The following is a 25,229-nucleotide window of genomic DNA, read 5'->3' as shown; positions in this document are numbered from 1 at the left end:
CCCTCAGAGTTACTGAATGGCTGGTGAAGCCCTTCGATGCTCCTATGTTGTGTTAAGTGTTGGCAGATATCTGGACCCCGCCCTAGCGGTCCGGAACTTGGACCCCGGAACTTCCCCCTCCCCATAGAAGTCCGGGGTTTTTTTTGCCCGCGATTTGCCTCAACGCTTACTCGGCAGCCTCGGAACCCTTGTCCGCCAACTCCATCCAGCCCGCCAGTACAGTGTAGGCGTCTTCCAGACCCAGGCGTTTTGGCGCCGAAAACAACTGGATACTGACCGCATCCCCCCAACCCTTGCGGATATCGGCCTGAACCTTGAGCAGGACGTTTTTCGCTGCGCCGTACGTCAACTTGTCGGCTTTGGTCAGCAAAATATGCATCGGCATGCCGGCGGCGACGGCCCAATCGAGCATCAACAGGTCGAAGTCGGTCATTGGATGACGAATGTCCATCATCAAGATCAGACCTTTCAAACTCTCGCGGCCGCCCAGGTACGCTTCCAGGTGACGCTGCCAGTGCAGCTTCAACGGAATAGGAACTTTTGCGTAACCGTACCCCGGAAGGTCGACCAGACGACGATCATCGTCTAGCTTGAAGAAGTTCAAGAGCTGCGTGCGCCCCGGGGTTTTCGAGGTTCGCGCAAGACTGGCGTGCGTCAGGGTGTTCAGCGCACTGGACTTGCCGGCGTTGGAACGGCCCGCGAAGGCCACTTCAAAGCCTTCATCGTCCGGGCATTGGTCGACTTTGGCAGCGCTGAGCATGAAGGTGGACTGTTGGCACAGGCCGAGGATGGGATTCTTGAGTTGCATGGGATTTCCGATGTGGGCGGCGCCGGGAATGGACGCGGCAAGCGGTGTCGTTTCCGTTTCAGTGACGCCAGTATATAATGCCGCAGATTTTGTGTGCGCTTTGTCCCAGCGTAGGATGAAGTTCACGAGAGCGATTGACCTTGATTGCGCATTAGAACGCAGAACGCTCTCAACCCTGAAAAGGTCGTTTTATGACGAAATGGCTGCTAGCTGCCGGTGTCTTGATACCGCTTTACAGCGCTCAGGCTACACAGGATCCGGAAGCTGTGTACAACCGTGTTTGTGGTGCCTGTCATTCCGGCCAACTACCCTCGGCGCCTCAAAAGGGCGATCAGGAAGCCTGGACGCCGAGGTTGGCGAAAGGTATGGAGACGCTGGTGCAACACGTGACCCAGGGTTTCAAGGCGATGCCGCCGCGTGGTTTGTGCATGGACTGCAGTGCCGAGGATTACCAGGCCATCATCCACTGGATGAGCGAGTGATCCCGGTCCATAACTCTTTAACCCTTAGCCGTAGTTGGATTAGCTGATGAACAAATTGATCGTGAGTCTGCTGTTGACCGTGGGGATCTCCGGCATTGCCCATGCTGCAGGTGATGCGACTGCTGGTCAGGCGAAAGCCGCAGTATGTGGCGCCTGTCATGGCCCGGATGGCAATAGCATGGCGCCTAACTTTCCGAAACTGGCGGGTCAGGGTGAACGCTACCTGACCAAGCAATTGCACGACATCAAGTCGGGCAAGCGCACCGTTCTGGAAATGACCGGCCTGCTGACCAACCTGAGCGACCAGGACCTGGCTGATATCGCAGCCTATTTCGCCAAGCAGAACGGCAGTGTTGGCGCCGCCGACCCTAAAATCGTGGCTCGCGGTGAAGCACTGTTCCGTGGCGGCGACCTGGCCAAAGGCTTGCCAGCCTGCACCGGTTGCCACTCGCCAAACGGCGCAGGCAACGTCGCTGCCGGCTTCCCGCACCTGGGTGGCCAGCACGCTCAATACGTCGCCAAGCAGCTGACCGATTTCCGCAAGGAAGAAGGCGGACGCACCAACGATGGCGATGCCAAAACCATGCAGACCATCGCCAAACGACTGAGCGACGAAGATATCGCCGCCGTGTCCAGCTACATTCAAGGCCTGCACTAAGGCCGGTTGATCGAGCGTTGCGTGCGATGAACATCTCCTGCAACGTTAACGCTCGATTAATCCGTCGCAGCAAGTATAAAAAGGGTGGCTTTGGCCGCCCTTTTTTGTGGCCGCTGCCGTTACACTACAGAACTCAAGCCCGCCAGGACCTGTCTTAAAACAGGTCGCGCGAGGCGACCAAAATTGTCCAGGAGTAAAGCATGCGTAATCTGATCATCAGCGCCGCACTCGTCGCTGCCAGCCTGTTCGGCATGACTGCCCAAGCCGCCGAAGCACCCGCCGCCCCTTATGTCGAACTGACCAATCCGGTTCCGGTTGCCGTGCCTGGCAAGATCGAAGTCGTGGAGCTATTCTGGTATGGCTGCCCGCATTGCTACGCTTTTGAGCCAGTGATCAATCCATGGGTCGAGAAGCTGCCTTCCGACGTCAACTTCGTCCGCATTCCGGCCATGTTCGGCGGCCCTTGGGACGCACACGGCCAGATGTTCCTGACCCTGGAAGCCATGGGTGTCGAGCACAAGGTTCACGCCGCGGTGTTCGAAGCAATCCAGAAAGAACACAAGAAGCTGGTCACTCCAGAAGAAATGGCAGAGTTCCTAGCCACTCAGGGCGTCGACAAGGACAAGTTCCTGGCCACCTTCAACTCCTTCGCCATCAAGGGCAAAATCGTCCAGGCCAAAGAGCTGGCCAAGAAGTATGAAATTTCTGGCGTACCAACCATGATCGTCAACGGCAAGTATCGTTTTGACGTGGGTTCTGCCGGCGGTGCCGAGCAAGCCCTGCAACTGGCCGATAAACTGGTCGACAAAGAGCGAGCGGCTAACAAGGCTGCCGCCAACTAAGCGAAGCACTGCCATGCGCCGCTGGGGAACTGAACGCGTTGTTGGCCTGCATGATCCACGGGTCAACGAACATCACCTGAAGTCCACGGGCCTGCCGGCAGACAGTCGTCTGCGCTTGCTCAGTTTTAATATTCAGGTCGGTATCAGTACCGAGCGGTATCGGCACTACCTGACCCGGGGCTGGCAACACCTGTTGCCGCACACCGGGCGTGCCGACAATTTGCAAAAAATCGGCAACCTGCTGGGCGACTTCGACCTGGTCGCCCTGCAAGAAGCCGATGGCGGCAGCCTGCGCTCAGGCTACGTCAATCAAGTCGAGCACCTGGCGCAGCTCGGTGCCTTCCCCTACTGGTATCAACAACTCAACCGCAACCTCGGACGACTCGGCCAGCACAGCAATGGTGTGCTCAGCCGCTTGCGCCCGTGGGCGATTGAAGATCACCCGCTGCCGGGACCCAAGGGTCGCGGGGCTATCCTGGTGCGCTTTGGCGAGGGTCCGGAGGCGCTGGTGGTGGTCATGATGCATCTGGCGCTGGGCGCTCGCGTGCGCAGCCTGCAACTGGCCTACATCCGTGAGTTGATCGGCGGCTATAAACACCAGGTGCTGATGGGCGACATGAACACCCATGCCAGTGACTTGCTGCAAAACTCCCCGTTGCGTGACCTCGGCCTGCTCGCGCCGCAACTGGAAGCGACCTTTCCCAGCTGGCGCCCGCAACGCTGCCTGGACCACATTCTGCTGAGCCCGACACTGACCCTCGAAAAGGTCGAAGTGCTGGCACAGCCCATTTCCGATCACCTGCCGGTCGCGGTAGAGATTCGTCTGCCGGGTTCGCTCACGGCTGATGCATTGCCCGCGTTGAGTCCTGCCCTTCGCGGATCCCATGAATGAGCGACGAAACAGAGCGCTGGAAAGAGAAATACCTCAAAAGCATCGAACAACAGGAAAAGCTTGAGCGTCGCTGGGATGCCAGGCTCGACCTGCTGCGTCGTGGGCTGGTGCGCAGCACGCTGGCGGCGGAGGGCACAGACCGCGCTGTCGACCAATGCATGAAAGAGATGCGCGAGGTCGTGCGCACCGATGACATGGACGCCGGCTTGGCGGCCCTGCTACCGCGACTCGAAAAAGCCGTGCTTGATTCCGAGCAACGCCGGGAAACCCGAATCAACCAGACCAGCGCCGCACTGACTGCGCTGGTCGCGCAACTGCAATCGTTGCCGCTGCCTCGGGAAGTCAGCCGGCCGCTCAAGAGCTTTGCCAAAAAGCTCGATGGACGAGTCAGTCAGGCCCGTGAAATTCCGCTTCTGCTCAGCGAACTGAGTGGCCTGCAAGGCAAAGCCTTGAGGCAACTGGAGACCCCCGCCGAACCTGAGCGGCCCGGTTTTCTGCAGAGACTGTTCGGTAGCCACGAAGCGGATGAGGGAGTGCCGCAGGTCGTCGCTCCTGTCGTTCACGCATCGGCTGCGCAGGCTGTGGAACGGGTTGTCGAGATGGCGCACGCCGATGACGCAGATGAGGAGGAGGATCTGCCGCCAGTCGCACCGCCAGCGGCGCGCAACCTCCATTCCACCGTTGCTACTCCGGAACCTCAAGAGACTCGCGCACCGCAGCCCTCTGCGGAGGTGGTCGCGTTTGTCCCACCCGTACTTCACCCCGACATCGCGCCCGCACCAGAATCACCAACACCTTCGAACAGTGAACTGCTCGAAGCGCCCGCCCTTCCCCTCCCTGCGCCAGCCAATCAGGTTCAACCAGCCATCAATCCTGATGAACTGACCCGGACAGCGACAACGATTGATCCGGACCAAAACGAACACGAGGACATCTTCTACGCCTTGCCCGATTCACCGGAGCCGTCCTATAGCTCCGTCGCCAAGCACATCGAAGACACCCTACTGGGCCTGCTCGACGATCTGACGTTACCGGAACGCCACCGTCCGCAAGCTGAGGCGATGCGCGATCGCCTTCAACATGGCCTTAACTGGTACGAATTGATCCCGATCCTCGACGATCTGGCGACCTTGATGCTGGCGATCAATGACAGCGGTCAGCACGAATTCGAAGTCTATCTACAGCAACTCAATGAACGCCTGGAGTCCTTCCAAAGTAATTTACAGGCGGCCAGCGAAGGCCACGCCGACAGCCGTTCTGCTGCGCGCCAGATGGACACGCAGATCCGCGAACAGGTCGACGGCCTGCAAAGCAGCATGCAGGAAGCAGCGGACCTGGACGACCTGAAGCTCGTCCTGGAGAACCATCTTGAAGGCCTGCTTGGCACCATGGATCAGCACCAGAAGCAGCGCGATGAGCGCGAACAGGAAGTGGCGACGCGCCTGCACAGTCTGGCCGAACGGGTTGCGCACATGGAACAGGAAGCGCAGGGCTACCGTGAGCACCTTGAAGAACAACGCCAGAAAGCCCTTATCGATCCACTCACCGGACTGCCCAATCGCGCCGCCTGGAGCGAACGCCTGGACCACGAGATCGATCAATGGCAGCGGCACGGCAATACCCTGCTGCTGGCCATGCTGGATCTCGATCACTTTAAAAGCATCAACGACAACTACGGCCATCTGGCGGGCGACAAGGTGCTGAAAATCATCGCCAACGTGTTGCGCAAGCGCCTGCGCGGTACAGATTTCATCGCGCGGTTTGGCGGTGAGGAATTTGTGCTCCTGATGCCCGGCACGGTGCTGGCAGTGGGTGCAAAACTGTTGGAAAACTTGCGCGCCGCGATCGAGGCCTGTCCTTTCCACTTCAAAGGCGAGCGGGTCACCATCACTATTTCCATAGGCCTTACGGCCTTAAAGCCCGGTGAACATAGTGATATTGCGCTGAAAAGAGCCGATCAGGCGCTATATCGCGCCAAAAATGCCGGACGCAATCGAGTGGAAGCTGGCTGACGGCCAGTTGTTCCATTTTTTTTAAAACCGGGCTTTTGCCGTCGGCACGCAAGGCAGTACGTTACACTGTTGCATTACTGTCTTGCGTGTACGCCTCCTGCCATGAAATATTTCGCTCTCATTGTGTCGCTGCTGCTGTTGGCCGCTTGTTCCAGCGGCCCGCGTATCGACACCAGCCACCCTTCGGCCAACTACGACAGCCGCATCCAGTTCGTGGTGGTGCATTACACCAATGCCTCGCTGGAGCGCTCGCTGCAACTGCTTACCCACGGCGAAGTGAGCAGTCATTACCTGATTGGCGACGACAAGGGCGCCACCATCTTTAAGCTGATGGACGAGAGTTATCGCGCCTGGCACGCGGGCGAAAGCGAATGGCAAGGCCGGACCTGGCTGAATTCCAGCTCCATCGGTATCGAAATCGTCAACCCCGGCTTCAAAGACACCCCCACCGGGCGCCTCTGGTATCCCTACAGCGAAGACCAGGTTAAATCCTTGATCGTCCTGCTCAAGGACATCAGTAAACGTTACAACATCAATCCCCACGCCATCATCGGCCATAGCGATATCGCGCCGCTGCGCAAACTCGATCCCGGTCCGCTGTTCCCCTGGAAACGCCTGGCCGCCGAAGGCCTGGGTGTCTGGCCCAATGAGCAGGCCGTGGCGCGCCAGCAAGCCCAGTTCGCCATACAACTGCCGAGCATCAGCTGGTTTCAGGGACAACTGGCCAGGTTGGGTTATGCCACGCCACAGACCGGTGAGCTGGACGTAGCCACGCGTCATGTGCTGGCAGCTTTTCAGATGCATTTCCGCCCTTCCCGCTTCGACGGCACGCCGGATGCTGAATCCGCGGCGATCCTGCAGGTCTTGAATCAGACAAAATAATGGCGCCCGTCTGACGGTTAGAGCTTTTTCCCAATCAGCAGCTATAACTCATTGGTAATTCTTCGGATATCAATAATGGCTGCCGCACGAGAGACGCTCCGTAGCTGGTTCTATCGCCCCTGGTTTCTGGCGATACTGGCTGCTGCCCTCAGCGCAACTCTATTGATGGCCGGCAGCCTGTTCGTGGCGTTGCATCAGGTTGAACAGAACGAAAGCGAGGAAATGAATGCTCAGGGCGAGCGCTTCCTCGCCCGTATGGAGCAGATGTTCGGGCAATTGCGCGAAAGCCTCGATGACCTCGAAGCACAGCCGCTTCGAGTCTGCGATGCCGAAATGATCGCCACCTTGCAACAGGTCAGCTTCAATTACCGCTTCGTTTACGAAGCCGCCTACATCGACTCAGACTCATCACGCCTGTGCTCCAACCGTCCTCGCCAGGAAGGACTTTCGCTACTGCGCCCGCCCGACATCCGAGGCCCCACCTACAGCTACTGGCTGAACACCACCACCGAACCGGATGAAAACCGAGCCGCACTGATGCTCGGGAGGGGCAATTTTCGGGTGGCGACGTCGCGCGGGCATTTGACCGATATGGTCGACCTGTCGCCCGGAAGCAGTCTGCTGGTGGTGCTGGACCACGGCAGTCGCGGCATTCCCGTACTGGGTGCCGCACAGGTCTGGCCACCGACGGATTCCTGGTCCCCCAAAAGCCGCGACGCACTGCAAGTCACGCAAACCCGCTTGATTTACCGCATGCCGACCAACAACCCGGAATACCAATTGGTATTGATCACACCGCGCACTGGCATACACGTGCCCGCGGTTTGGTGGTGGCTGCTTCCCGCCAGTCTGGTGTTAGGCATCATTGTCGGCTTTCTGGTGTTTCTACTGGTTCGCCAGCGCCAGTCGCTGGATGCCGAGCTGCATGGCGCCATACGACGTGGAGAGTTGCAGGTGTTGTATCAACCGATTTTCGACCTCGACAGCCGCAACTGTGTCGGCGCAGAGGCGTTGCTGCGCTGGCGAAGGCCTGATGGCACGCTGACCAGCCCCGACCTGTTTATTCCAATGGCGGAAAACACTGGCCAGATCCGCCAGATGACCGATTTCGTACTGCAACGCCTGCTTGAACAACTGGGGCAACTGTTACGCGCCAACCCGCAGCTGTACATCTCGGTTAACCTGGCAGCGTGCGATGTGATGGTGCCGCGTATCGGCCAAGTGATGGCCCGCCTGCTGACGCTGCACCGCGTCGCGGCCAAACAGATTGCCTTTGAAGTGACCGAGCGGGGATTGGTCGATGTGGTAGTGGCCAGGGAAAACCTGCAAGCGTTGCGCGATGTCGGCCATCAAGTGCTGATCGATGACTTTGGCACCGGCTATTGCAGCCTTGCCTACCTGCAAACCCTGCCGGTGGACTGCCTGAAGATCGACAAGGCGTTTATCGACGCACTCGGTCATGACGCCGCCAGCAGTGGCGTGGCACCGCACATCATCCACATGGCTCAAGCGCTGCAACTCAAAGTGATTGCCGAGGGCATCGAGCATGAAGCGCAGGCAGCGTTTTTAAGCAGTGAAGGCGTGAAGTTCGGTCAAGGCTGGCTGTTCGCGCATGCCTTGAGCTCTGTGCAGTTCATCGAACTGATTACCCGCGGCCGGCGAATGAAAGGCCGGCGCCTGGATGACGAGGCGTGAAAGCGCCCTACACCGCCAGCGCCATATAGAACTGCGTACCCTGCCCTGGCCGCGAATAGACGCCCATCCGCCCGCCGTGCAGTTGCACGATTTCCTTGCACAGCGCCAGACCAAGCCCGGCGCCGCCCTTCTTGCGGCCGACCTGGACAAAGGGCTCGAAGATTCGCCCTTGCTGGCCATAGGCAATTCCTTCGCCGTTGTCCTCGACACTGATAATCACCCGCTCGCCATGACGTCGGGCCTGCAATCGGATCAGCCCTTCCCGTGCGGTATGGCGCAAGGCATTGTCGATCAAATTGTCGAGCACCCGGTCCAACTGCGGTTGATCGGCCTGCAATCGGGGCAACGGCCCCTGCACTTCTACCCGCAACTCAATGCCCTGCTCAGTCGCGGCCTCGGCAAAGCGGGCATGGGCCTGCGCCAACAGATCCTCGATGGAACATGGCGCCAGGGACAATTTCTGCAAGCCGTTCTGGTAACGAGAGAAATTCAGCAGGTCGTTGATCAACTGCATCAAGCGCTGCATTTCTTCATTGACCGTATCCAGCAGGTCGGCTTCGCGGGAATCCTGTGGATATTTCGCCCGCTCACGGAACAGGCCGAACGCCATGTGCATGCCGGTCACCGGTGTTCGCAACTCATGAGAAGCACGCAAGACAAACTCGCTGCGCACCCGTTCGAACGCCCGCTGTTCAGTGACGTCATGCAACACCATCACCGCGCCCAGGATGTGCCCTTGGGTATGGATGACCGGCGTCAGGCTATAGGTCAGCAACCTCGATTCGCCATCGACCTCGATACTCAAGTCTTCCGGCGCGCGCTCCAGCGTGCCACCGCGCAGCACCAGTTGCAGCTGCTCATCCAGCTCGGGACGTTCAAGGGCTGCGCCCAGACCTTGGCCAAGGCGATCTGTGTCCCAACCCAACTGGCGCTGAGCCACCGGATTGAGGTGTTCGAGATGGCCTTCGCGATCAATCATCAACAAACCGTCGTCGATGCTGTCGAGCACGGCTTGCAGGCGTTGTTGACCGGCCAGCAGTTCATCGATGTTGGTGGCCTGATGCTCGCGCAACGCCTCGGCCATGATCCCGAAGCGCTTGGTCAGCAAGTTCAATTCCACGGCCGAGGAAACCGGCAGGGTCACCTCGAAATTGCCTTGGCCAATATGATCGGCGGCCTGAGCCAGCGCTTCGATCGGTCCGCCAAAACGCCGGGCGATCGCGTGGGCCGTCACGAAGCCGATGATCAGCACCGCCAATCCCACCAACCCGAGCAGGCCAGCCACCAGCAACGCGCGCTCCCGGGACTGGCGCTCGGTGTCATTGATGTTATCCAGCGCCCGTTTGTGTTCCGCGAGCAGCCCATTGCGCAACGTGTTGAATTTTTCCGTGAGTGCTTCGTTGCCACTCAATACCTTGGGTTCAGAGGCCTGGCCGTAGGCCTGAACAAAATCGAGATAGTCATCCTTGGCCTGCTGGAACCCGTGTTGGCCACTATTGCCGGATTGTTCAATGGCGATGCCTTCATCGAGCAGTTGGATATAGTGTTGCCTGGACGCCTCGAACTTGGCGGGATCAGGTTTCTCGTCGACCATGATCATCAATTGATCGCCGAGGGTCTGGCGTAATTTCAATCCCAGGTCGAGCGTGACAAAGTTGTTGCGAACGAGCGCTTCCTGGGACCCGGCCATCTGCATCACGCTGACCAGCCCGAGCAAAAGTCCGAGCAGGGCCACGGTGATCAGTGCAGAAATACTCAGGAACAGCCGAGTACGCAGCTTCATCGCCAATTTCATCGGTGACAGCTCACAAGTTGTATTGCTTGCGTTTGCGGTACAGGGTCGAGGCATCAATGCCCAGGGTCTTGGCCGCTTGATCCAGTGTATCCGCCGTGGCGAGTACTGCACCGATGTGGGCTTTTTCCAGTTCGTCCAGGCTCAACGCCGCGCCAATGCGCGGAGCATTGTTGATCGGGGTTTCGGCCATGCCCAAATGGCTGATCTCAACCCGTTCCTGCGGACAGATAATGCTTGCCCGCTCCACCACGTTACGCAGTTCGCGAATATTGCCGGGCCAGCGATAACCCAGCAGCGCCTCGCGGGCCTCATCGCTGAAGGCCCGGGCCGGGCGCGCATACTCTTTGACGAAGCGGGCGAGGAAACGGTCGGCCAGGTTCAGGATGTCTTCACGGCGTTCACGCAGTGGCGGCAAGTGCAACGTGATGACGTTCAGGCGATAGAGCAAGTCTTCGCGGAAGCGGCCGTCGCGCACCATGTCTTCAAGGTTCAGGTTAGTCGCCGCGAGAATGCGCACATCGGCGCGGCGGGTCACCGGGTCCCCTACCCGCTCGTATTCCTTGTCTTGAATGAACCGCAGCAACTTGGGCTGCAACGTCAGCGGAAAGTCGCCGATCTCGTCGAGAAACAGCGTGCCACCGTCGGCCTGGTTGACCCGACCCAATGTGCTTTCGCTGGCACCGGTAAAGGCACCACGGCTGTGACCGAACAGTTCACTTTCCATGAGTTCGGCGGTCAGGGACGGGCAGTTGATCGTGACGCAGGACTTCTTCTGACGCTTGCTCCAGCCGTGAATCGCCTGGGACAGCTCACCTTTACCGGTGCCGGATTCACCCAGGATAAGAATGTTGGCATCGGTCCCGGCCACCTGGCGGGCGGTTTCGAGCACCACTTTCATCGCCGGACTGTGGGAGTCCAGGCCATCCTTGGGTTTACGCACTTCACCTTCCAGGGCTTCCAGGCGAGCGGACAGTTGCCGCACTTCCAGCTGCTTGGCGGTGGCCAGGCGCAATTGGTCAGGGCTGCACGGCTTGACGAGGTAATCGGCGGCGCCCGCCTGGATCGCATCGACCGCGGTGTCTACGGCCGAGTGCGCGGTGACGATCACCACACGCATCCAGGGTGCCTGAATACGCATCTGTGCCAGCACATCCAGGCCGTTGTCTTCACCCAGGCGCAAATCCAGAAAGCACAGGTCGAATACCTGACGCTGTAACAAGGCGTCAGCCTGGGCTGCGCTGTTCGCGGTAGAGACGCTGTACCCCTCGTCTTCAAGGCAATAGCGGAAGGTTCGCAGGATAGCGGACTCATCGTCTACCAACAGAATGCGGCCTTGATTCACCGTGGCTGATTCCATGTTCCTGCGCTCCTTTAATGATTGATCTTGGTTAGTCCCGGATAAATCGGGCAAGTTGCATGGTCGATTCTGATCCATTCCAGCACCAGCAGGGTAGCTATCTAAAGCCTGTCTACCTAATTCGCTGATTTCCATGGTTTTTTAGCAAAACACCGGATTTTTGGCAGTTACTCGCCTCCCTTTCTGACATCTGCCCCCGTCGCTCAATTCAAAAATATTCCAAGAGCCTGCGAACCTATCGTGCATTTCGCACGACCCTGGAGGGGTCATCGTGCAGGATGCGTCGCAAACGATTTTCATAAACTTTTTAAGTTATTGATTTTATTAGTTTTTATCCACTAAAAAAAGCTGGCATGCAGGCTGCAATAGTCTGGGTAATCAGGGCATTTAACTTTACGCCCACCAACAAGATCACCACCAAAGTGGGAGGAGCTTCAGGATGAATAGCTACCGTGCCGCCCAACTGCGCATCTCGCCACTGCATATCCAACAAGGCATGTTTGCTGTTCTGGCATTGCTGATCACGTTGATCGCCGGCCAACAGTTCATGCGTTGGGAGCAGAGCCAGCAGCCAGAGGCGCCGCACGTATCGATTCAACATCCAGCCCAAACCCACTTCAGCGCCGCCAGCAGTAGTCAGGCCGACCTCACTCCCATGCGGATGATGGACGTAGACCAGGCGCAGCCCCTGGACGAGATGCCTCGTCAGGAGCGCTGGGTGTTCTAGGTAACAGAACTTGGCGTGCGGTCTGCGCCGGGACACGCAACACAAGCATCACCTCTAAATAATGAAGCGTAAGGAGAATCACCATGTTGAGCTGGGCAATCACCTTCTTGATCATTGCCATCATCGCTGCAGTACTGGGCTTCGGTGGTATCGCGGGCACCGCCACGGGTATCGCCAAGATTCTCTTTGTCGTGTTCCTGGTGATGTTCATTGCTTCCTTCTTCTTTGGCCGTCGTGGCCGAGGCTGAACATGAGCATTTTGTACAAGACAATGGCAGCCGCCCTGCTTCTGGGCGGTAGTGCCATGGCGATGGCGGCCAATGACGGCCAAATGCGGGCCAATGAGTTAATCACTACCGACCCGCAGTACCGTGAAACATGGCAAGGCGTGGTGAAAAAGGAAGAACGCCTGCCGGAATGGGTGATGAACCTGTCTGGCGATGCCGAGCAAATGAATGCGGTACAAGAGGACGGCCACAAGTATCTGGTCGGGCCGCTGTGTAAATCACAGCCCACATGCCTGAACGAGCGCTTGATCGTGGCGTTCAGTTTCGACAAGGAAGATGCCTACGCCATGCTGGTCGAAGTGCCCGCAGGGCTGCCGGCCGACAAGTCGCCCACGCGACATGCCAGCTACCGCTTCCTCGGCAAACCCGATCAAGGCATGCAGGACCTGTTGATGGAACAACTGAAAAAAGATCCGAACTGGTACTGAATTTGTCATGTGAAAGAAGCACCCTGCTTCTCTCTACTGCGCTACCCGAGGAAGGTAGCCGCATGACCATGGGGCCGGGACGTTCTGACTGTTACAGGGTCGGAGTGACCTACGGGTACAAGGAGTGCCTGCGCAAGGGCCGGGTCAGGCAAAAGCTGCGACGCAAATTCGCCGGGTCACAGGAACTCGACGAATTTGCGGAGAGCTTCACTCACGTAAAGCAGTGGCCCAGAGCGTATTGCTCATTTATCCCTATGCCACTTCCGCTACATTCCCCGCAAAAACATTTCGCGGTATTTCTTCGCGACCGTATATCGAGAAACCGTCAGAAGACAGCAGCGATTTTCCGCAGCTAAACGTAGGTTTTTTCTCAATATTTAGCCGTTAATCCTTGGTTTAAAAAATCACCAACCTCCTCTGAAATGGCCGGTTCACGGCACTTATACCTGCCGAAATGGCGCATTCGAACCGGTTGGGACGCCAGTTTCATTTGCAAAAGCTCATGCCGATTCGGCATAGGGTAGGCGTTTACGGCATTAGACGTCGCTTCCTTGCATCGGAATAGTTGCGCCTTTTTTCGCCTGCCAGAGAGCCACTAACAAGCGCTCCGGGGCTCCTTATACGGGGGCAGATGCACGCATTTTTCGCCACAAGCGAACCAGTGACTGCGTCTGCCTGAGTCAAACGCAAGTAAGGGTAATGATATGAAGAAGGCAAAGCTTAGCCTCGCCTGGCAGATCCTCATCGGTCTGGTATTGGGGATTGCAATCGGTGCGCTGCTCAACCATTTCAGTGCCGAAAAAGCCTGGTGGATCAGCAACGTCCTGCAACCGGCAGGCGATATCTTTATCCGTCTGATCAAGATGATCGTGATCCCGATCGTGATCTCCTCGCTGATCGTCGGTATCGCGGGTGTCGGCGACGCCAAGAAACTTGGTCGCATCGGTCTGAAGACCATCGTTTACTTCGAGATCGTTACCACCATCGCCATCCTGGTCGGTCTGGTGCTTGCCAACGTGTTCCATCCGGGCACCGGCATTGACATGAGCACCCTGGGTACCGTGGATATTTCCAAGTACCAGGCGACTGCCGCCGAGGTCCAGCATGAACACGCGTTCATCGAAACCATCCTCAACTTGATCCCGTCGAACATCTTCGCGGCCATGGCCCGCGGCGAGATGCTGCCGATCATCTTCTTCTCCGTATTGTTCGGCCTCGGCCTGTCGAGCCTGCAATCGGACCTGCGCGAGCCGCTGGTGAAGATGTTCCAGGGCGTCTCGGAAAGCATGTTCAAGGTCACTCACATGATCATGAACTACGCCCCGATCGGCGTATTCGCACTGATCGCGGTGACCGTGGCCAACTTCGGCTTCGCCTCTCTGTTGCCGCTGGCCAAGCTGGTCTTGCTGGTTTACTTCGCCATCGCCTTCTTCGCCTTCGTGGTGTTGGGCCTGATTGCTCGCCTGTTCGGCTTCTCGGTGATCAAGCTGATGCGCATCTTCAAGGATGAGCTGGTGCTGGCCTACTCCACCGCCAGCTCGGAAACCGTGCTGCCGCGCGTGATCGAGAAGATGGAAGCCTACGGTGCGCCGAAAGCCATTTGCAGCTTCGTGGTACCAACCGGTTACTCGTTCAACCTCGACGGTTCGACCCTGTACCAGAGCATCGCGGCGATTTTCATTGCCCAGCTGTACGGCATCGACCTGTCGATCAGCCAGCAGTTGCTGCTGGTGCTGACCCTGATGGTCACCTCCAAAGGCATCGCCGGTGTACCGGGCGTGTCCTTCGTGGTGCTGTTGGCTACTTTGGGCAGTGTGGGGATTCCGTTGGAAGGCCTGGCGTTCATCGCCGGTGTCGACCGCATCATGGACATGGCCCGTACCGCATTGAACGTAATCGGCAATGCGCTGGCCGTGCTGGTTATCTCGCGCTGGGAAGGCATGTACGACGACGCCAAGGGCGAGCGCTACTGGAACTCCCTGCCGCACTGGCGCAGCAAGGAAAAACTGCCGGCTGGCGAGATTTCCAAGAACTAACACCAGACTGTGGAACCGAATCCTGTGGCGAGGGGGCTTGCCCCCGTTGGGGTGCGAAGCGCCCCCGAGAACTGGCGACCTGGTTTGTTCTGGCACACCGCTTTAGCAGGTTTTGCGACTGCTTCGCAGCCGAACGGGGGCAAGCCCCCTCGCCACAGGTTGCTCCCACAAGGGACCGCGTCCATCGCGCCATACAAACCCCGGAGAAATCCGGGGTTTGTCGTTTGTGGCTACCCCGCTATCATTCGCCGCATATTCCGGGGGATTTGACTGATGCTTAATGGCCTGTGGCTTGGCTTCTTCATCGTGGCGGCCGTTTCGGCACTGGCGCAATGGCTGATCGGCGGCAACGCCGGGATTTTCGCGGCGATGGTGGAGAGTATTTTCGCCATGGCCAAGCTGTCGGTCGAAGTCATGGTCCTGTTGTTCGGTACCCTGACCCTGTGGTTGGGCTTTCTGCGCATCGCCGAGAAAGCCGGGATCGTCGAATGGCTGGCCAAAGCCCTGGGCCCACTGTTCTTGCGCCTGATGCCGGAAGTACCGCCCGGTCACCCGGCCATCGGCCTGATCACCCTGAACTTCGCCGCCAACGGTCTGGGCCTGGACAACGCCGCCACACCAATTGGCCTCAAGGCGATGAAGGCCCTGCAGGAGCTCAACCCCAGCGCCACCGTGGCCAGCAACGCGCAGATCCTGTTCCTGGTGCTCAACGCCTCCTCCCTGACCCTGCTGCCGGTAACGATCTTCATGTACCGCGCCCAGCAAGGCGCGCCGGACCCGACGCTGGTGTTCCTGCCGATCCTGCTCGCCACCAGTTGCTCGACCATCGTCGGCTTCCTGTCGGTCGCCTTCATGCAACGCCTGCGCATCTGGGACCCGGTGGTGCTGGCGTACCTGATTCCCGGTGCCCTCGCCCTCGGTGGTTTCATGGCACTGCTGGCGACGCTCTCAGCCACCGCGCTGGCCGGCCTGTCATCGATCCTCGGCAACCTGACGCTGTTCGGGCTGATCATGCTGTTTCTGATCATCGGCGCGTTGCGCAAAGTGAAGGTCTACGAAGCATTCGTCGAAGGCGCCAAAGAAGGTTTCGACGTGGCCAAGAACCTGCTGCCGTACCTGGTGGCGATGCTCTGTGCGGTGGGTGTGCTTCGCGCGTCCGGCGCACTGGACTTGGGTCTGGACGGGATTCGGCACTTGGTGGAGTGGGCCGGTTGGGACACGCGCTTCGTCGACGCGTTGCCGACGGCGATGGTCAAACCGTTCTCCGGCAGTGCCGCGCGGGCGATGCTGATTGAAACCATGAAGACGTCCGGCGTAGACAGCTTCCCGGCGCTAGTGGCGGCCACGGTTCAGGGCAGCACCGAAACAACGTTCTATGTGCTGGCGGTGTACTTTGGCGCGGTGGGCATCCAGCGCGCACGGCACGCGGTGGGGTGTGCGTTGCTGGCAGAGTTGGCCGGCGTACTGGGCGCCATCGGGGTGTGCTACTGGTTCTTCGGCTAACCACATAACCCCTTGTGGGAGCGGGCTTGCTCGCGAAGGCGTAGTGTCAGACAACATCAACGTTGAATGACACACCGCTTTCGCGAGCAAGCCCGCTCCCACATTTGGGTTTGTGTTGACTTCAGGGTCTCGCGGGCAGCTCGACTTTCTGCCCTTGCTCAACCGCCCAGTTCACCACCTGCGCCGTCAATTGTTCACTCGCTTGGCCAAACCCGGCGACCACCGCAGGCACGTTCACATCGCTCAGTGGCTGGCGCACTTCGAAACGGCGGCTGGCGAGGATGCGCTGGTCATAACCGCGCACCAGCAAGGCATCCAGGCTCACGACCACCGTGGCGCTCGTGCCTTGATACTCAGTCTGAAACGCCTGCAAATGCCCGCCCAGCTCCAGATCCGCCTGGAAAATGCTGTCATCGGTGCTCAGCAGCGGCACCCGACCATCACGCTGAAAGCCATCGAGCAGACGATTACGCAACAGCACCGGTGCCGGGTCGCTCCAGCGTGAGCCCTTGTAGCTGCTGATCACATCGCCTTGGGGAATCACCGCGATGTTCGGGCCGTCCAGCGCGCCGCTGGCCTGGAGTTTGGTCAGGCGCAACGACCAGCGCTGCGGCGTGCCATGACTGGCCGACGCGTTGCTCTGGGCGGACGGCAATCGATACACATCGAATGGCTCGGGCTTGGGCAGGATCGAGCACGAACTGATCAGCGTGAAGCCGGCGAGGAGGGCGATACGAGTCAGCTTCATGGCGTGAATTCCTTGCTCTTGTCACTGCCCAGCAGGTAACCGCTGGGGTTTTCCTCCAGGCGTTGAGAGATGGCGCGCAACGAGGTCAGGGTTTCACGCAACTCGCGCACCGCCGGGGCCAGGCCATTGAGGCCCTGCATGCCGCTGTTGAGCGAATCCTGATTGGTGGCGAGCAACTTGTTGATCGTCGCGGTGCTCTGCTGCAACGACTTCATCGCCTGCTCGGCGCTGCCCAACGCTTCCTTGCCGTGATCATTGAGCAGGCCGTTGGCATTGCGCATCAGCGCCGTGGTCTGCTCCAGCATGTTATTGGCTTGCTTACCGACCGATGCCAGTTGCTGCATTGCCTGACGGATATCGCCACGCTGATCGGCAATCGCCCCGGTGGTTTGTTCCAGGTGCTCCAGGGTGTTGCTGATGCGCTCGACGTTTTCCGTGGAGAACAGCAGATTGGCGTTTTGCATCAGCGTGTTCACACCGGACATCAGGTCGTTGCTGTCATTGAGCAAGCGCGCGATGGGCGAGGGCGATGCGACGATGGTCGGCAGGTTGCCGTCCTTGCCCTTGAGCGCCGGGCTCTGTGGCGTACCGCCGCTGAGCTGGATGATCGAAGTCCCGGTGACGCCCGTTAGCGCCAGTTTGGCCTGGGTGTCTTCCTTGACCGGGGTGTCACCGCCCAGACGAATACGTGCCAGCACCCGGCGCGGGTCTTTCGGGTCCAGGCGCAATGTCACCACGTCGCCGACCTTGATCCCGCTGTACTGCACCGAACTGCCTTTGGACAGGCCGCTGACCGCCTCGTTGAAGACCACTTCGTAATCCTTGAACTCGGTGTCGACGCTGGACTTGGCCAGCCACAAGCCGAAGAGCAGGGCGCCCGCCACCACAATCACGGTGAACAGGCCGATCAATACATGATGGGCTCGGGTTTCCATGTCAGACCTCGTTCAACTGTTGAGCGGCCGTCAGCGCCGCGCGGCCGCGAGGGCCATGGAAGTATTCGTGAATCCACGCATCGTCGGTTTCCGACACCTTGTCGATGGCGTCCGCCACCAGCACTTTCTTCTGCGCCAGCACCGCCACCCGGTCGGTGATGGTGTAGAGCGTGTCGAGGTCGTGGGTCACCAGGAAAACACTCAGCCCCAGCGCATCGCGCAGGGTCAGGATCAATTGATCGAATGCTGCCGCGCCAATCGGATCGAGGCCGGCCGTGGGTTCGTCGAGAAACAGGATGTCCGGGTCCAGCGCCAACGCTCGGGCCAGCGCCGCCCGCTTGATCATGCCGCCGGACAGCGAAGCGGGGTACTTGTCGGCGGCCGACAGCGGCAGCCCTGCCAGCGCCAGCTTGACCGCCGCCAGGTGCTCGGCGTCTTCACGACTGAGGCCGGCGTGTTCGATCAAGGGCAGGGCGACGTTTTCAGTCACGGTCAGCGAGGAGAACAGGGCGCCTTGTTGGAACAGCACACCAAAACGCCGTTCAACCTTCGAGCGCTCCTGCTCGGACAAGGTCGGCAGGTTTTTACCGAAGACCTTCACGTCCCCTTCATTGGGCCGACGCAGGCCGACAATGCTGCGCAGCAGCACCGATTTACCGCTGCCGGAACCGCCGACCACGGCGAGAATTTCACCTTTGTACAAGTCGAGGTCGAGGTTTTCGTGCACGCTTTGACTGCCGAAGCGATTGCACAGCCCACGGACTTCGATCACCGCCTCTGAAGGCGCTCGGGGTAAACGACTCACCAGCCCATCTCCATGAAAAACAGCGCGGCCACGGCGTCGAGCACGATCACCACGAAAATCGACTGAACCACGCTGGACGTGGTGTGCGCACCGACCGACTCGGCGCTGCCGCTGACTTTGAAACCTTCAAGGCAGCCAATCGAGGCGATCAGGAAGGCGAAAATCGGCGCTTTGACGATCCCCACCAGAAAATGCTGAACCCCGATGTCCGATTGCAGCAGCGAGAGAAACATCGCCGGCGAAATATCCAGCGACACCGCACAGACCACGCCGCCGCCAATAATCCCCGAGAGCATCGCCAAAAAGGTCAGCATCGGTAACGCCACCAGCAACGCCAAGACACGCGGCACCACCAGCAACTCCATCGGGTCGAGGCCCAGGGTGCGGATGGCGTCGATTTCTTCGTTGGCCTTCATCGAGCCGATCTGCGCAGTGAACGCACTGGCCGTGCGCCCGGCCATCAGGATCGCCGTCAGCAGCACCGCGAATTCGCGCAGGAAGGAAAAAGCCACCAGGTCCACGGTGAACACCGTGGCGCCGAAACTGGCCAACACCGTCGCTCCGAGAAACGCCACCACCGCGCCCACCAAAAAGGTCAGCAGGGCAACGATGGGCGCGGCATCCAGACCGGTCTGTTCGATGTGCGCGACCATCGGCGTGATGCGCCAACGCTTGGGTTGAAACAGACCCCGGCCGATGGTTTCGATAATCAGCCCGACGAAGCCCAACAGTTGCAGGGTGTCCTGCCAAACCGCGTCCACCGCGCGGCCAATGCGGGTCAGCAATTGAATACTGACGCTGATTTCCGGTTCCTTGATCGGCACACAGAAATCGGTCATCGAGCGGTAGATGGTCTGCAGCAGGGCGCGATCGGCGGTGGACAGGGTGCAATCGGGGTGTTCGGCGGATCGGCCGAGGCGCTCGGTCCCCAACAGCTCGACCAGCAACGAGGCTCCGGCGGTGTCGAGAGCACCGAGACTGTTGAGATCGATGTGGGTGTTGTCGTCGTATTGGCCGCGAAGCTTTTCGCACAAGGTCTTGAGATCGGCGTAATGGGCAAGCGTCCAGTCACCCGTAACCCGCAGCTGAGCAGGGGAGTGAGAGTCGTCCAGTTGGGCATTGCCGGCCATTGTGCTGCTGGTCATAAGCTCCGTGCTTGTTCGGTTAATACGCAGAACTACGTAATAGCACGAACCGCATTACTTTTCTTTGGTCGGTGTGCTGTCCGTGACGATGAAGCGCAGCACGCCGATGACCTGGCCGTCTTCGGTCAACACCCGGACCTGCCATTTGCCCGCTGGGTTACCCGGGAAGTTCTGTTTGTGGGTCCAGGCGCGGTAGCCTTCCTTGCGCCCGCCGTGGATGTCCAGCGGGATGCGGTCGACCTCTTTGCCGTTGAACTGCCACACGTGATAAATCCGCTCATCCAGGCCGCGCGGGGCGTTGATCGCGGTGTAGGCATACAGCCCGCCGCCACGAATCTGCTCGGCCGTGACTTCATCCAGGCTGGCACCGGGGGTGCGGTCCTGCATTTGCGTGCTGATCGCCACGTCGGTCATCCACAACGTCGCCGGCGGCACCCACGAACGCAGGACCCAACCGAGGCCGCCGATGCCCAGGGTGATACTGAGGATCGCCAAAGCGTTGCGCACGGTGCGGATCGGGAAGATCGAAGCCAGGCTCGGAAACGACAGCAGCACGGCGATCCCCAGCGCCAGTTTGAAACTCTGGGACGTGGTGAGGTGCATGATGACGGGCAGGGCGGTCAGCAATGCCGCGAACAGCGTCAGGGTATGCAGCGCCAGGAACGCCCAGCGCCGAGGTGCCAACCATTTATAGTAGAGCGGGTCGATGATGGAAATCAGCGCGGCGATGCTCAACAGCCCGGTGAAAAACAACTGGCCGCTGTTCCAGGTGGTGGTGATGAAAAAGAACGGCAGGACAAAGAACAGGCTTTCCTGGTGGATCATCTGCGTGGCGTAACGCAGCAGCGGCTGGGGAATCTCGCGCTTGAAGATTCGGGTGAACAGCTGGGTCAGGCTGTTTTCCAGCATCAGCCAGACCCAGCTGAGCACCATGATGATGGTGATCCAGGTCGCCAGGCCTTGTTGGCGATCCACCAGGATGAAGCTGCCGACACCGGAGATGAAACCACCGAGCGCGATGACCCCAGGATAGCGCTTCATCAATTCCAGGATGCGCTGGACGTATTGGGTCAGGATCGGCATTCGGCGGTTCACATTCGTCGTAGGAAATTTCTTCGACAGGTTACCCGCCGGGGACCCCTGTGGCGAGGGGGCTTGCCCCCGTTGAGGCGCGAAGCGGCTCCTCTTATTTTCTGCGATGAAAACGCCAGCCCAATAGTCCGAGCACCAGCAGCCCGAACACCCCGGCAATCACCCACATCACCTGGTCATCACCCACCAGCGGCTTCTCGATCCGCAGATACCCCGGTTGCAGCAGCAACTCACGCAACGCCTTGTTCGCTTCCTCCAGCGTCACGCCTTGCAGTTCCCTCGCAGGGTCAGCGAAGCGCCCGTCCTCATAGTCGCCAAGGGCACTCCAGTAATAATCCGCCAGCGCGCTATTGCCTTGCACGGCCCAGGCCTGGCGGGCAATGGCCGCCTGCTTGAGGCGGTTGAAGGTGTCGGCGTCGAGACCGTCCTTGAGCAGTTGCGCTTTCAACGCTTCAAGGACTTGCTTGGCCTCTGGCACATCGTCGCGCTCAAGGTCGGCGTTCAGGCTCATGAAGCCCACACCGCCAAACAGCTCACGCTCTGCCGAGGGGCCGTAAGACAAACTGTGGACCAGGCGCATCTGGCGATACAGCGCCCAGTCCAGATAGTCCTTGAGCAGGTCGAAGGTTTCGTCGTGCTCATCCTCCAGCACCGGCTCTGGCACCAGCCAGTGCAACTTGGCACCATCGCCGACGAATCCACTGCTCAGCGTGCGCTCGTGGGCGGCACTGGAGCGAATTTCCGGCAGGGGCAAATGTTCGCTCGGGTCGACCGCCACCAGCTCACCCCAGGCCCGTTCCAGATAGGCCGGCAGCAGCCGGTCGAGGTCGCCGACCATGATCAGCGTCATGTTGTTGGGCGCGTACCAGAGCTTGCGCACCTTCTCCAGTTGTTCGCGGGTCAGGTGATCGACTTCGGCGCGCTGTGGGCATTTGAGGCCCAGTTCCACCGCCAGCTGATTGCTGGCCGTATGGCCGAGGTCCTGGCGATCCAGCCAACGTTGCAGGTGAGTGTAATGACCGCCGTCTTCGCGCTCGACCACTTGCTTGGCGGCGTTGATGGCGTTGTCGTCGATGCGGGTCTGGGTCAGCAGCGCCAGCAACAGGTCGAGGACCTTGCGCTGGTTTTTCGCCGGCGCTTCGATGACGAACGTGGTGTCGGCGTTGCTGGTGTAAGCGTTCCACTCACCACCCAACGCTTGCATGCGTTCTTCCAGGCCGCCTTCGCCGGTGGCGTCGATGCCGCTGAACAACAAGTGCTCGAGCAGATGGGGCAGCTCTTTGTCGTCGCAATTGAAATCATCCAGGCCTACGCCGACCACCAGACGAATCGCCACATGCCCCCGGTCAGCGCCCGGTTTGAGCATCAATTGCAGGCCATTGGGCAGCGTATAGCCCTCGACCTGAAAACGATCCAGGGCAAACGAAGGAAGTGAACTCAGCAACAAACAGGCGAACAACAGACAACGCATAACGAGTTTCCATACGGCTGATTGGAGATCCGTGTCGCTTTCCGGGCAGCCATCGCGAGCAAGCTCGCTCCCACAGTGATTGTGTGAACACCTCAGATCAACGGTGGGAGCGAGCTTGCTCGGGATGCTTTTAAGCCGGAACCCATGTAACTGACTGACCACACTGCCAGACGTTCAAGGCGAATGCGTGATGTCCGCCAAATCGTCGACGACGAGCGCCCCGGTATCCAACGTCTCCAGCACCACATACGCGCTGCTGCAAAACAGCGAATTCAAACGTTTCATGTCGGCAATCAGCTCCAGGTGCAGCGAACTGGTCTCGATGCTTTGCACAATCTTACGTTGCAACCGGCTCACGTGGGCATGGGCCAGACGCCTTTCCTGTGCGCGAAAGCGACGTTTTTCCCGCAACAACTGGCGGGCACTTTCCTTGTCGGAACTCAGGAACACCGACAAGCCCAAGCGCAGATTGGAGATTAGCTGACTGTGCAGACCGGCCAATTCTTCCAGCCCCACCTCGGAAAAAGACCGGCGCTGCGAGGTTTTCTGCTGCTGAACCTTGCGCAACATGCGTTCGATCAGGTCGCTGGCGAGTTTGAGGTTGATCGCCAGTTCAATGATTTCTGCCCAGCGCCGGCTGTCCTGGTCGCTGAGGTCTTCGCGGGGCATTTGCGCCAGATAGAGTTTAATTGCGCTGTAGAGCGCTTCGACATCATCGGTCAGACGGCGCATTTCCTGGGTCACGGCGGTTTGCTTGCCGCGCAGCACATCGAGCATCGCTTCGAGCATGTTGTCGATCAGATCGCCCATGCGCAGGGTTTCCCGCGCCGCATTGGCCAGCGCCAGGCTCGGCGTGTCCAGCGCGGTCGGATCGAGGTGCCGGGGTTTGGCCATTCCGTTGATTTCCGGCCGTTCCGGCAACAGCCAGGCGCATAGCCGGGCCATCCACCCGACGCTCGGCAGCAGGATCAGGCAACGCGCGGTGTTGTAGAGCAGGTGGAAGCCGATGACCATTTCCTGCGGGCTGAAATCCAGGCTATCCATCCAGTGCACCAGCGGATCAAGTACCGGGATGATCAGCAGCAAACCAATCAGCTTGTACAACAAGCTACCGAGGGCGACCTGACGCCCAGCGGCGTTCTGCATGCTGGTGCTGAGGAACGCCAGGACGCCACTGCCTATGTTGGCGCCAATCACCAGGCCAATAGCCACGGGCAGGCTGATCACATTGGCGCCGGCCAGGGTCGCGGTCAGCAACACCGCTGCGAGACTGGAATAGGAAACCATCGCGAACAGCGCGCCGATCAAGGCATCGAGCAGGATGTCGCCGGTCAGTGAGGCGAAAATCACCTTCACCCCTTGCGCATGGGTGATTGGCCCGGCGGCTTCGACGATCAGTTGCAGCGCCAGAATAATCAGGCCCAAGCCGATACAGACCCGGCCCATCTGCCCAACCCGCGTCTGCTTGCGCGACAGGAAAAAAATCACCCCGACAAAAATCAGCAAGGGCGACAGCCACGACAAATCGAACGTCAGCACCCGCGCCATCAGCGCCGTACCCACGTCGGCACCGAGCATGGTCGCCAGGGCCGGGGTCAGCGCCATCAAGCCCTGACCGACAAACGAGGTGACAAGCATGGCCGTGGCGTTACTGCTCTGCACCATCGCCGTAACGACGATCCCGGCGACAAACGCCAGCCACCGTTTGGACATGTTCCGGCCAATCACATGGCGCAGGTTGGTGCCGTAAACCCGCAGAATGCCGGTTCGGACAATGTGCGTGCCCCAGATCAACAAGGCCACGGCGGATAACAAATTGAGCAGGGTGAGCATAAAGGCCCCCTGTGATGGTCGCGCCCCAGAGGGGCAAATTGACGGTACCGCGCGTTCTTCTACGTTCTGTACTTAAGCTGTAGTTGGCTAACGGTCTGGGCGCCAGCATTGCACAGCTAAAGACGCGAATGAAACAAAACTGTCATGAAAACTGCGCCACCCTTGCTCGCGATGGCGGTATTGCATTTATCCCCAATTGGACTGATCCACCGACCCGGAGGGGGCTCAATCGCTGAAATGATCCTTACCCAGTCCAATGTCGATCAGATACTTGGCTGTCTCGGGGTTTCGCTCATCGCAGCGGCTATAGCATTTGATGTGCAGCAACAGACTGTACTTATGGGGAACCAAAAGAATTACCCCGTCAGCCTGGTCAAAAAGCTTATCTTGCAGCTGTCGCTTTTCTTCTTCGCTCGACACTTTTATCCAGTCGTTTCCCTCAGCAGGCTCAAGTGTCCAACCGGTTTTTTTGAACATGGCCTGAAGTTCGCCCAGTAGCGCTGCTGTCTGGTTGAAAGGTAATGTTTCCAACATCGGAGAGGTCGTGATGCCATCAACCTTTTCCTTGCTATAGCTCACAGCCCCATAGACCGTTTTTGGCAAGGTGAAGCCATGATCAGGATCATCAAACGTAATAACAACTGGGCTGCTGATCCAGGTGGAATCAACCTCGGGTGGTTCGCTTGGATAAACGGAGGTTTTACGTTCGATTGGAAAAGTAGAGTCTTTTACAACCTCGGCATATGGCTTGCCGATATGGGCGTAAATCTTGTTGGAACTGGACATGAAGTGGGAT

Annotated in this window: 23 protein-coding genes; 12 read left to right on the top strand and 11 right to left on the bottom strand. The window is 59.2% G+C overall.

What is annotated here, in order from left to right:
* Positions 1 to 166 precede the first annotated feature (166 nt).
* Positions 167 to 808, bottom strand: a complete 642-nt coding sequence (gene yihA / locus EAH78_RS03045; RefSeq protein WP_027926151.1) for a ribosome biogenesis GTP-binding protein YihA/YsxC — start codon at positions 806 to 808, stop codon at positions 167 to 169.
* A gap of 191 nt (positions 809 to 999) precedes the next feature.
* Between yihA and EAH78_RS03040 the strand changes: the two genes are divergently transcribed.
* The 7 genes from EAH78_RS03040 to EAH78_RS03010 all read left to right on the top strand — a co-directional run bounded on the left by EAH78_RS03040 (position 1,000) and on the right by EAH78_RS03010 (position 8,271).
* A complete protein-coding gene (locus EAH78_RS03040) occupies positions 1,000 to 1,290 on the top strand; it encodes a c-type cytochrome (protein ID WP_140665412.1) in 291 nt (96 codons plus the stop codon).
* A 46-nt stretch (positions 1,291 to 1,336) separates the two neighbouring features.
* A complete protein-coding gene (locus tag EAH78_RS03035; protein ID WP_027926153.1) occupies positions 1,337 to 1,948 on the top strand; it encodes a c-type cytochrome in 612 nt (203 codons plus the stop codon).
* Positions 1,949 to 2,148: 200 nt separating this feature from the next.
* The gene (locus tag EAH78_RS03030; RefSeq protein ID WP_059181884.1) at positions 2,149 to 2,790 is read left to right on the top strand and encodes a thiol:disulfide interchange protein DsbA/DsbL; all 642 of its coding nucleotides are present in this window, start codon (positions 2,149 to 2,151) and stop codon (positions 2,788 to 2,790) included.
* Between the two features lie 13 nt (positions 2,791 to 2,803).
* A complete protein-coding gene (locus EAH78_RS03025) occupies positions 2,804 to 3,682 on the top strand; it encodes an endonuclease/exonuclease/phosphatase family protein (protein ID WP_140665409.1) in 879 nt (292 codons plus the stop codon).
* Positions 3,679 to 5,694 carry a diguanylate cyclase gene (locus tag EAH78_RS03020; protein WP_140665404.1) on the top strand — a complete coding sequence of 672 codons (2,016 nt, stop codon included), beginning with the start codon at positions 3,679 to 3,681 and terminating at the stop codon, positions 5,692 to 5,694. The genes EAH78_RS03025 and EAH78_RS03020 overlap by 4 nt, the downstream gene beginning before the upstream one ends.
* A 102-nt stretch (positions 5,695 to 5,796) precedes the next feature.
* A complete protein-coding gene (locus EAH78_RS03015; RefSeq protein WP_140665401.1) occupies positions 5,797 to 6,576 on the top strand; it encodes an N-acetylmuramoyl-L-alanine amidase in 780 nt (259 codons plus the stop codon).
* 75 nt (positions 6,577 to 6,651) lie between these two features.
* Positions 6,652 to 8,271: an EAL domain-containing protein gene (locus EAH78_RS03010; protein WP_140665398.1), complete on the top strand. Its 1,620-nt coding sequence runs from the start codon at positions 6,652 to 6,654 to the stop codon at positions 8,269 to 8,271.
* Positions 8,272 to 8,278: 7 nt separating this feature from the next.
* Here EAH78_RS03010 and EAH78_RS03005 read toward each other — a convergent pair whose 3' ends face one another.
* Entirely contained in the window at positions 8,279 to 10,066 is a 1,788-nt protein-coding gene (locus tag EAH78_RS03005) for an ATP-binding protein (RefSeq protein WP_140665395.1), read from the bottom strand.
* Between the two features lie 10 nt (positions 10,067 to 10,076).
* Positions 10,077 to 11,423, bottom strand: coding sequence for a sigma-54-dependent response regulator transcription factor AlgB (gene algB / locus EAH78_RS03000; RefSeq protein ID WP_140665391.1), 1,347 nt, complete (start codon positions 11,421 to 11,423; stop codon positions 10,077 to 10,079).
* Between the two features lie 439 nt (positions 11,424 to 11,862).
* Here algB and EAH78_RS02995 point away from each other — a divergent pair, with 439 nt between their 5' ends.
* The 5 genes from EAH78_RS02995 (at position 11,863) to EAH78_RS02975 (ending at position 16,404) form a co-directional block, all read left to right on the top strand.
* Entirely contained in the window at positions 11,863 to 12,150 is a 288-nt protein-coding gene (locus tag EAH78_RS02995) for a hypothetical protein (protein WP_140665387.1), read from the top strand.
* A gap of 83 nt (positions 12,151 to 12,233) precedes the next feature.
* Positions 12,234 to 12,398, top strand: a complete 165-nt coding sequence (locus EAH78_RS02990) for a DUF1328 domain-containing protein (RefSeq protein ID WP_003177151.1) — start codon at positions 12,234 to 12,236, stop codon at positions 12,396 to 12,398.
* 2 nt (positions 12,399 to 12,400) lie between these two features.
* Positions 12,401 to 12,865 (top strand): inhibitor of vertebrate lysozyme family protein, encoded by a 465-nt coding sequence (locus tag EAH78_RS02985; protein WP_140665382.1) that lies wholly within the window; start codon positions 12,401 to 12,403, stop codon positions 12,863 to 12,865.
* Positions 12,866 to 13,569: 704 nt separating this feature from the next.
* On the top strand, positions 13,570 to 14,901 hold the full coding sequence (gene gltP / locus EAH78_RS02980) for a glutamate/aspartate:proton symporter GltP (protein ID WP_140665379.1): 1,332 nt from the start codon (positions 13,570 to 13,572) through the stop codon (positions 14,899 to 14,901).
* Between the two features lie 273 nt (positions 14,902 to 15,174).
* Positions 15,175 to 16,404 (top strand): nucleoside recognition domain-containing protein, encoded by a 1,230-nt coding sequence (locus tag EAH78_RS02975; RefSeq protein ID WP_140665374.1) that lies wholly within the window; start codon positions 15,175 to 15,177, stop codon positions 16,402 to 16,404.
* Between the two features lie 121 nt (positions 16,405 to 16,525).
* On the opposite strand, the gene EAH78_RS02965 is transcribed toward EAH78_RS02975, so the two are convergent.
* The 8 genes from EAH78_RS02965 to EAH78_RS02930 form a co-directional block, all read right to left on the bottom strand.
* Complete coding sequence (locus EAH78_RS02965) at positions 16,526 to 17,152, bottom strand: ABC-type transport auxiliary lipoprotein family protein (RefSeq protein WP_140665370.1); 627 nt, start codon at positions 17,150 to 17,152, stop codon at positions 16,526 to 16,528.
* Entirely contained in the window at positions 17,149 to 18,087 is a 939-nt protein-coding gene (locus EAH78_RS02960) for an MlaD family protein (protein ID WP_140665366.1), read from the bottom strand. The genes EAH78_RS02965 and EAH78_RS02960 overlap by 4 nt, the downstream gene beginning before the upstream one ends.
* A gap of 1 nt (position 18,088) precedes the next feature.
* Positions 18,089 to 18,892, bottom strand: coding sequence for an ABC transporter ATP-binding protein (locus EAH78_RS02955; protein WP_140665362.1), 804 nt, complete (start codon positions 18,890 to 18,892; stop codon positions 18,089 to 18,091).
* On the bottom strand, positions 18,889 to 20,037 hold the full coding sequence (locus EAH78_RS02950) for an ABC transporter permease (protein WP_140665357.1): 1,149 nt from the start codon (positions 20,035 to 20,037) through the stop codon (positions 18,889 to 18,891). Before EAH78_RS02950 ends, EAH78_RS02955 begins: the two co-directional genes overlap by 4 nt.
* A gap of 54 nt (positions 20,038 to 20,091) precedes the next feature.
* A complete protein-coding gene (locus tag EAH78_RS02945) occupies positions 20,092 to 21,120 on the bottom strand; it encodes a DUF5924 family protein (protein ID WP_140665353.1) in 1,029 nt (342 codons plus the stop codon).
* 103 nt (positions 21,121 to 21,223) lie between these two features.
* On the bottom strand, positions 21,224 to 22,600 hold the full coding sequence (locus tag EAH78_RS02940) for a M16 family metallopeptidase (protein WP_140665349.1): 1,377 nt from the start codon (positions 22,598 to 22,600) through the stop codon (positions 21,224 to 21,226).
* A 174-nt stretch (positions 22,601 to 22,774) separates the two neighbouring features.
* Positions 22,775 to 24,433 carry a Na/Pi cotransporter family protein gene (locus EAH78_RS02935; RefSeq protein ID WP_140665346.1) on the bottom strand — a complete coding sequence of 553 codons (1,659 nt, stop codon included), beginning with the start codon at positions 24,431 to 24,433 and terminating at the stop codon, positions 22,775 to 22,777.
* Positions 24,434 to 24,658: 225 nt separating this feature from the next.
* Positions 24,659 to 25,219 carry a hypothetical protein gene (locus EAH78_RS02930; RefSeq protein ID WP_140665342.1) on the bottom strand — a complete coding sequence of 187 codons (561 nt, stop codon included), beginning with the start codon at positions 25,217 to 25,219 and terminating at the stop codon, positions 24,659 to 24,661.
* Positions 25,220 to 25,229 lie beyond the last annotated feature (10 nt).

It is taken from the genome of Pseudomonas arsenicoxydans (assembly GCF_006438915.1).
Classification (GTDB): Bacteria; Pseudomonadota; Gammaproteobacteria; order Pseudomonadales; family Pseudomonadaceae; genus Aquipseudomonas; species Aquipseudomonas arsenicoxydans_A.
The sequence above is the reverse complement of the archived record's forward strand: the minus strand, read 5'-3'. Positions and strand labels throughout refer to the sequence as shown.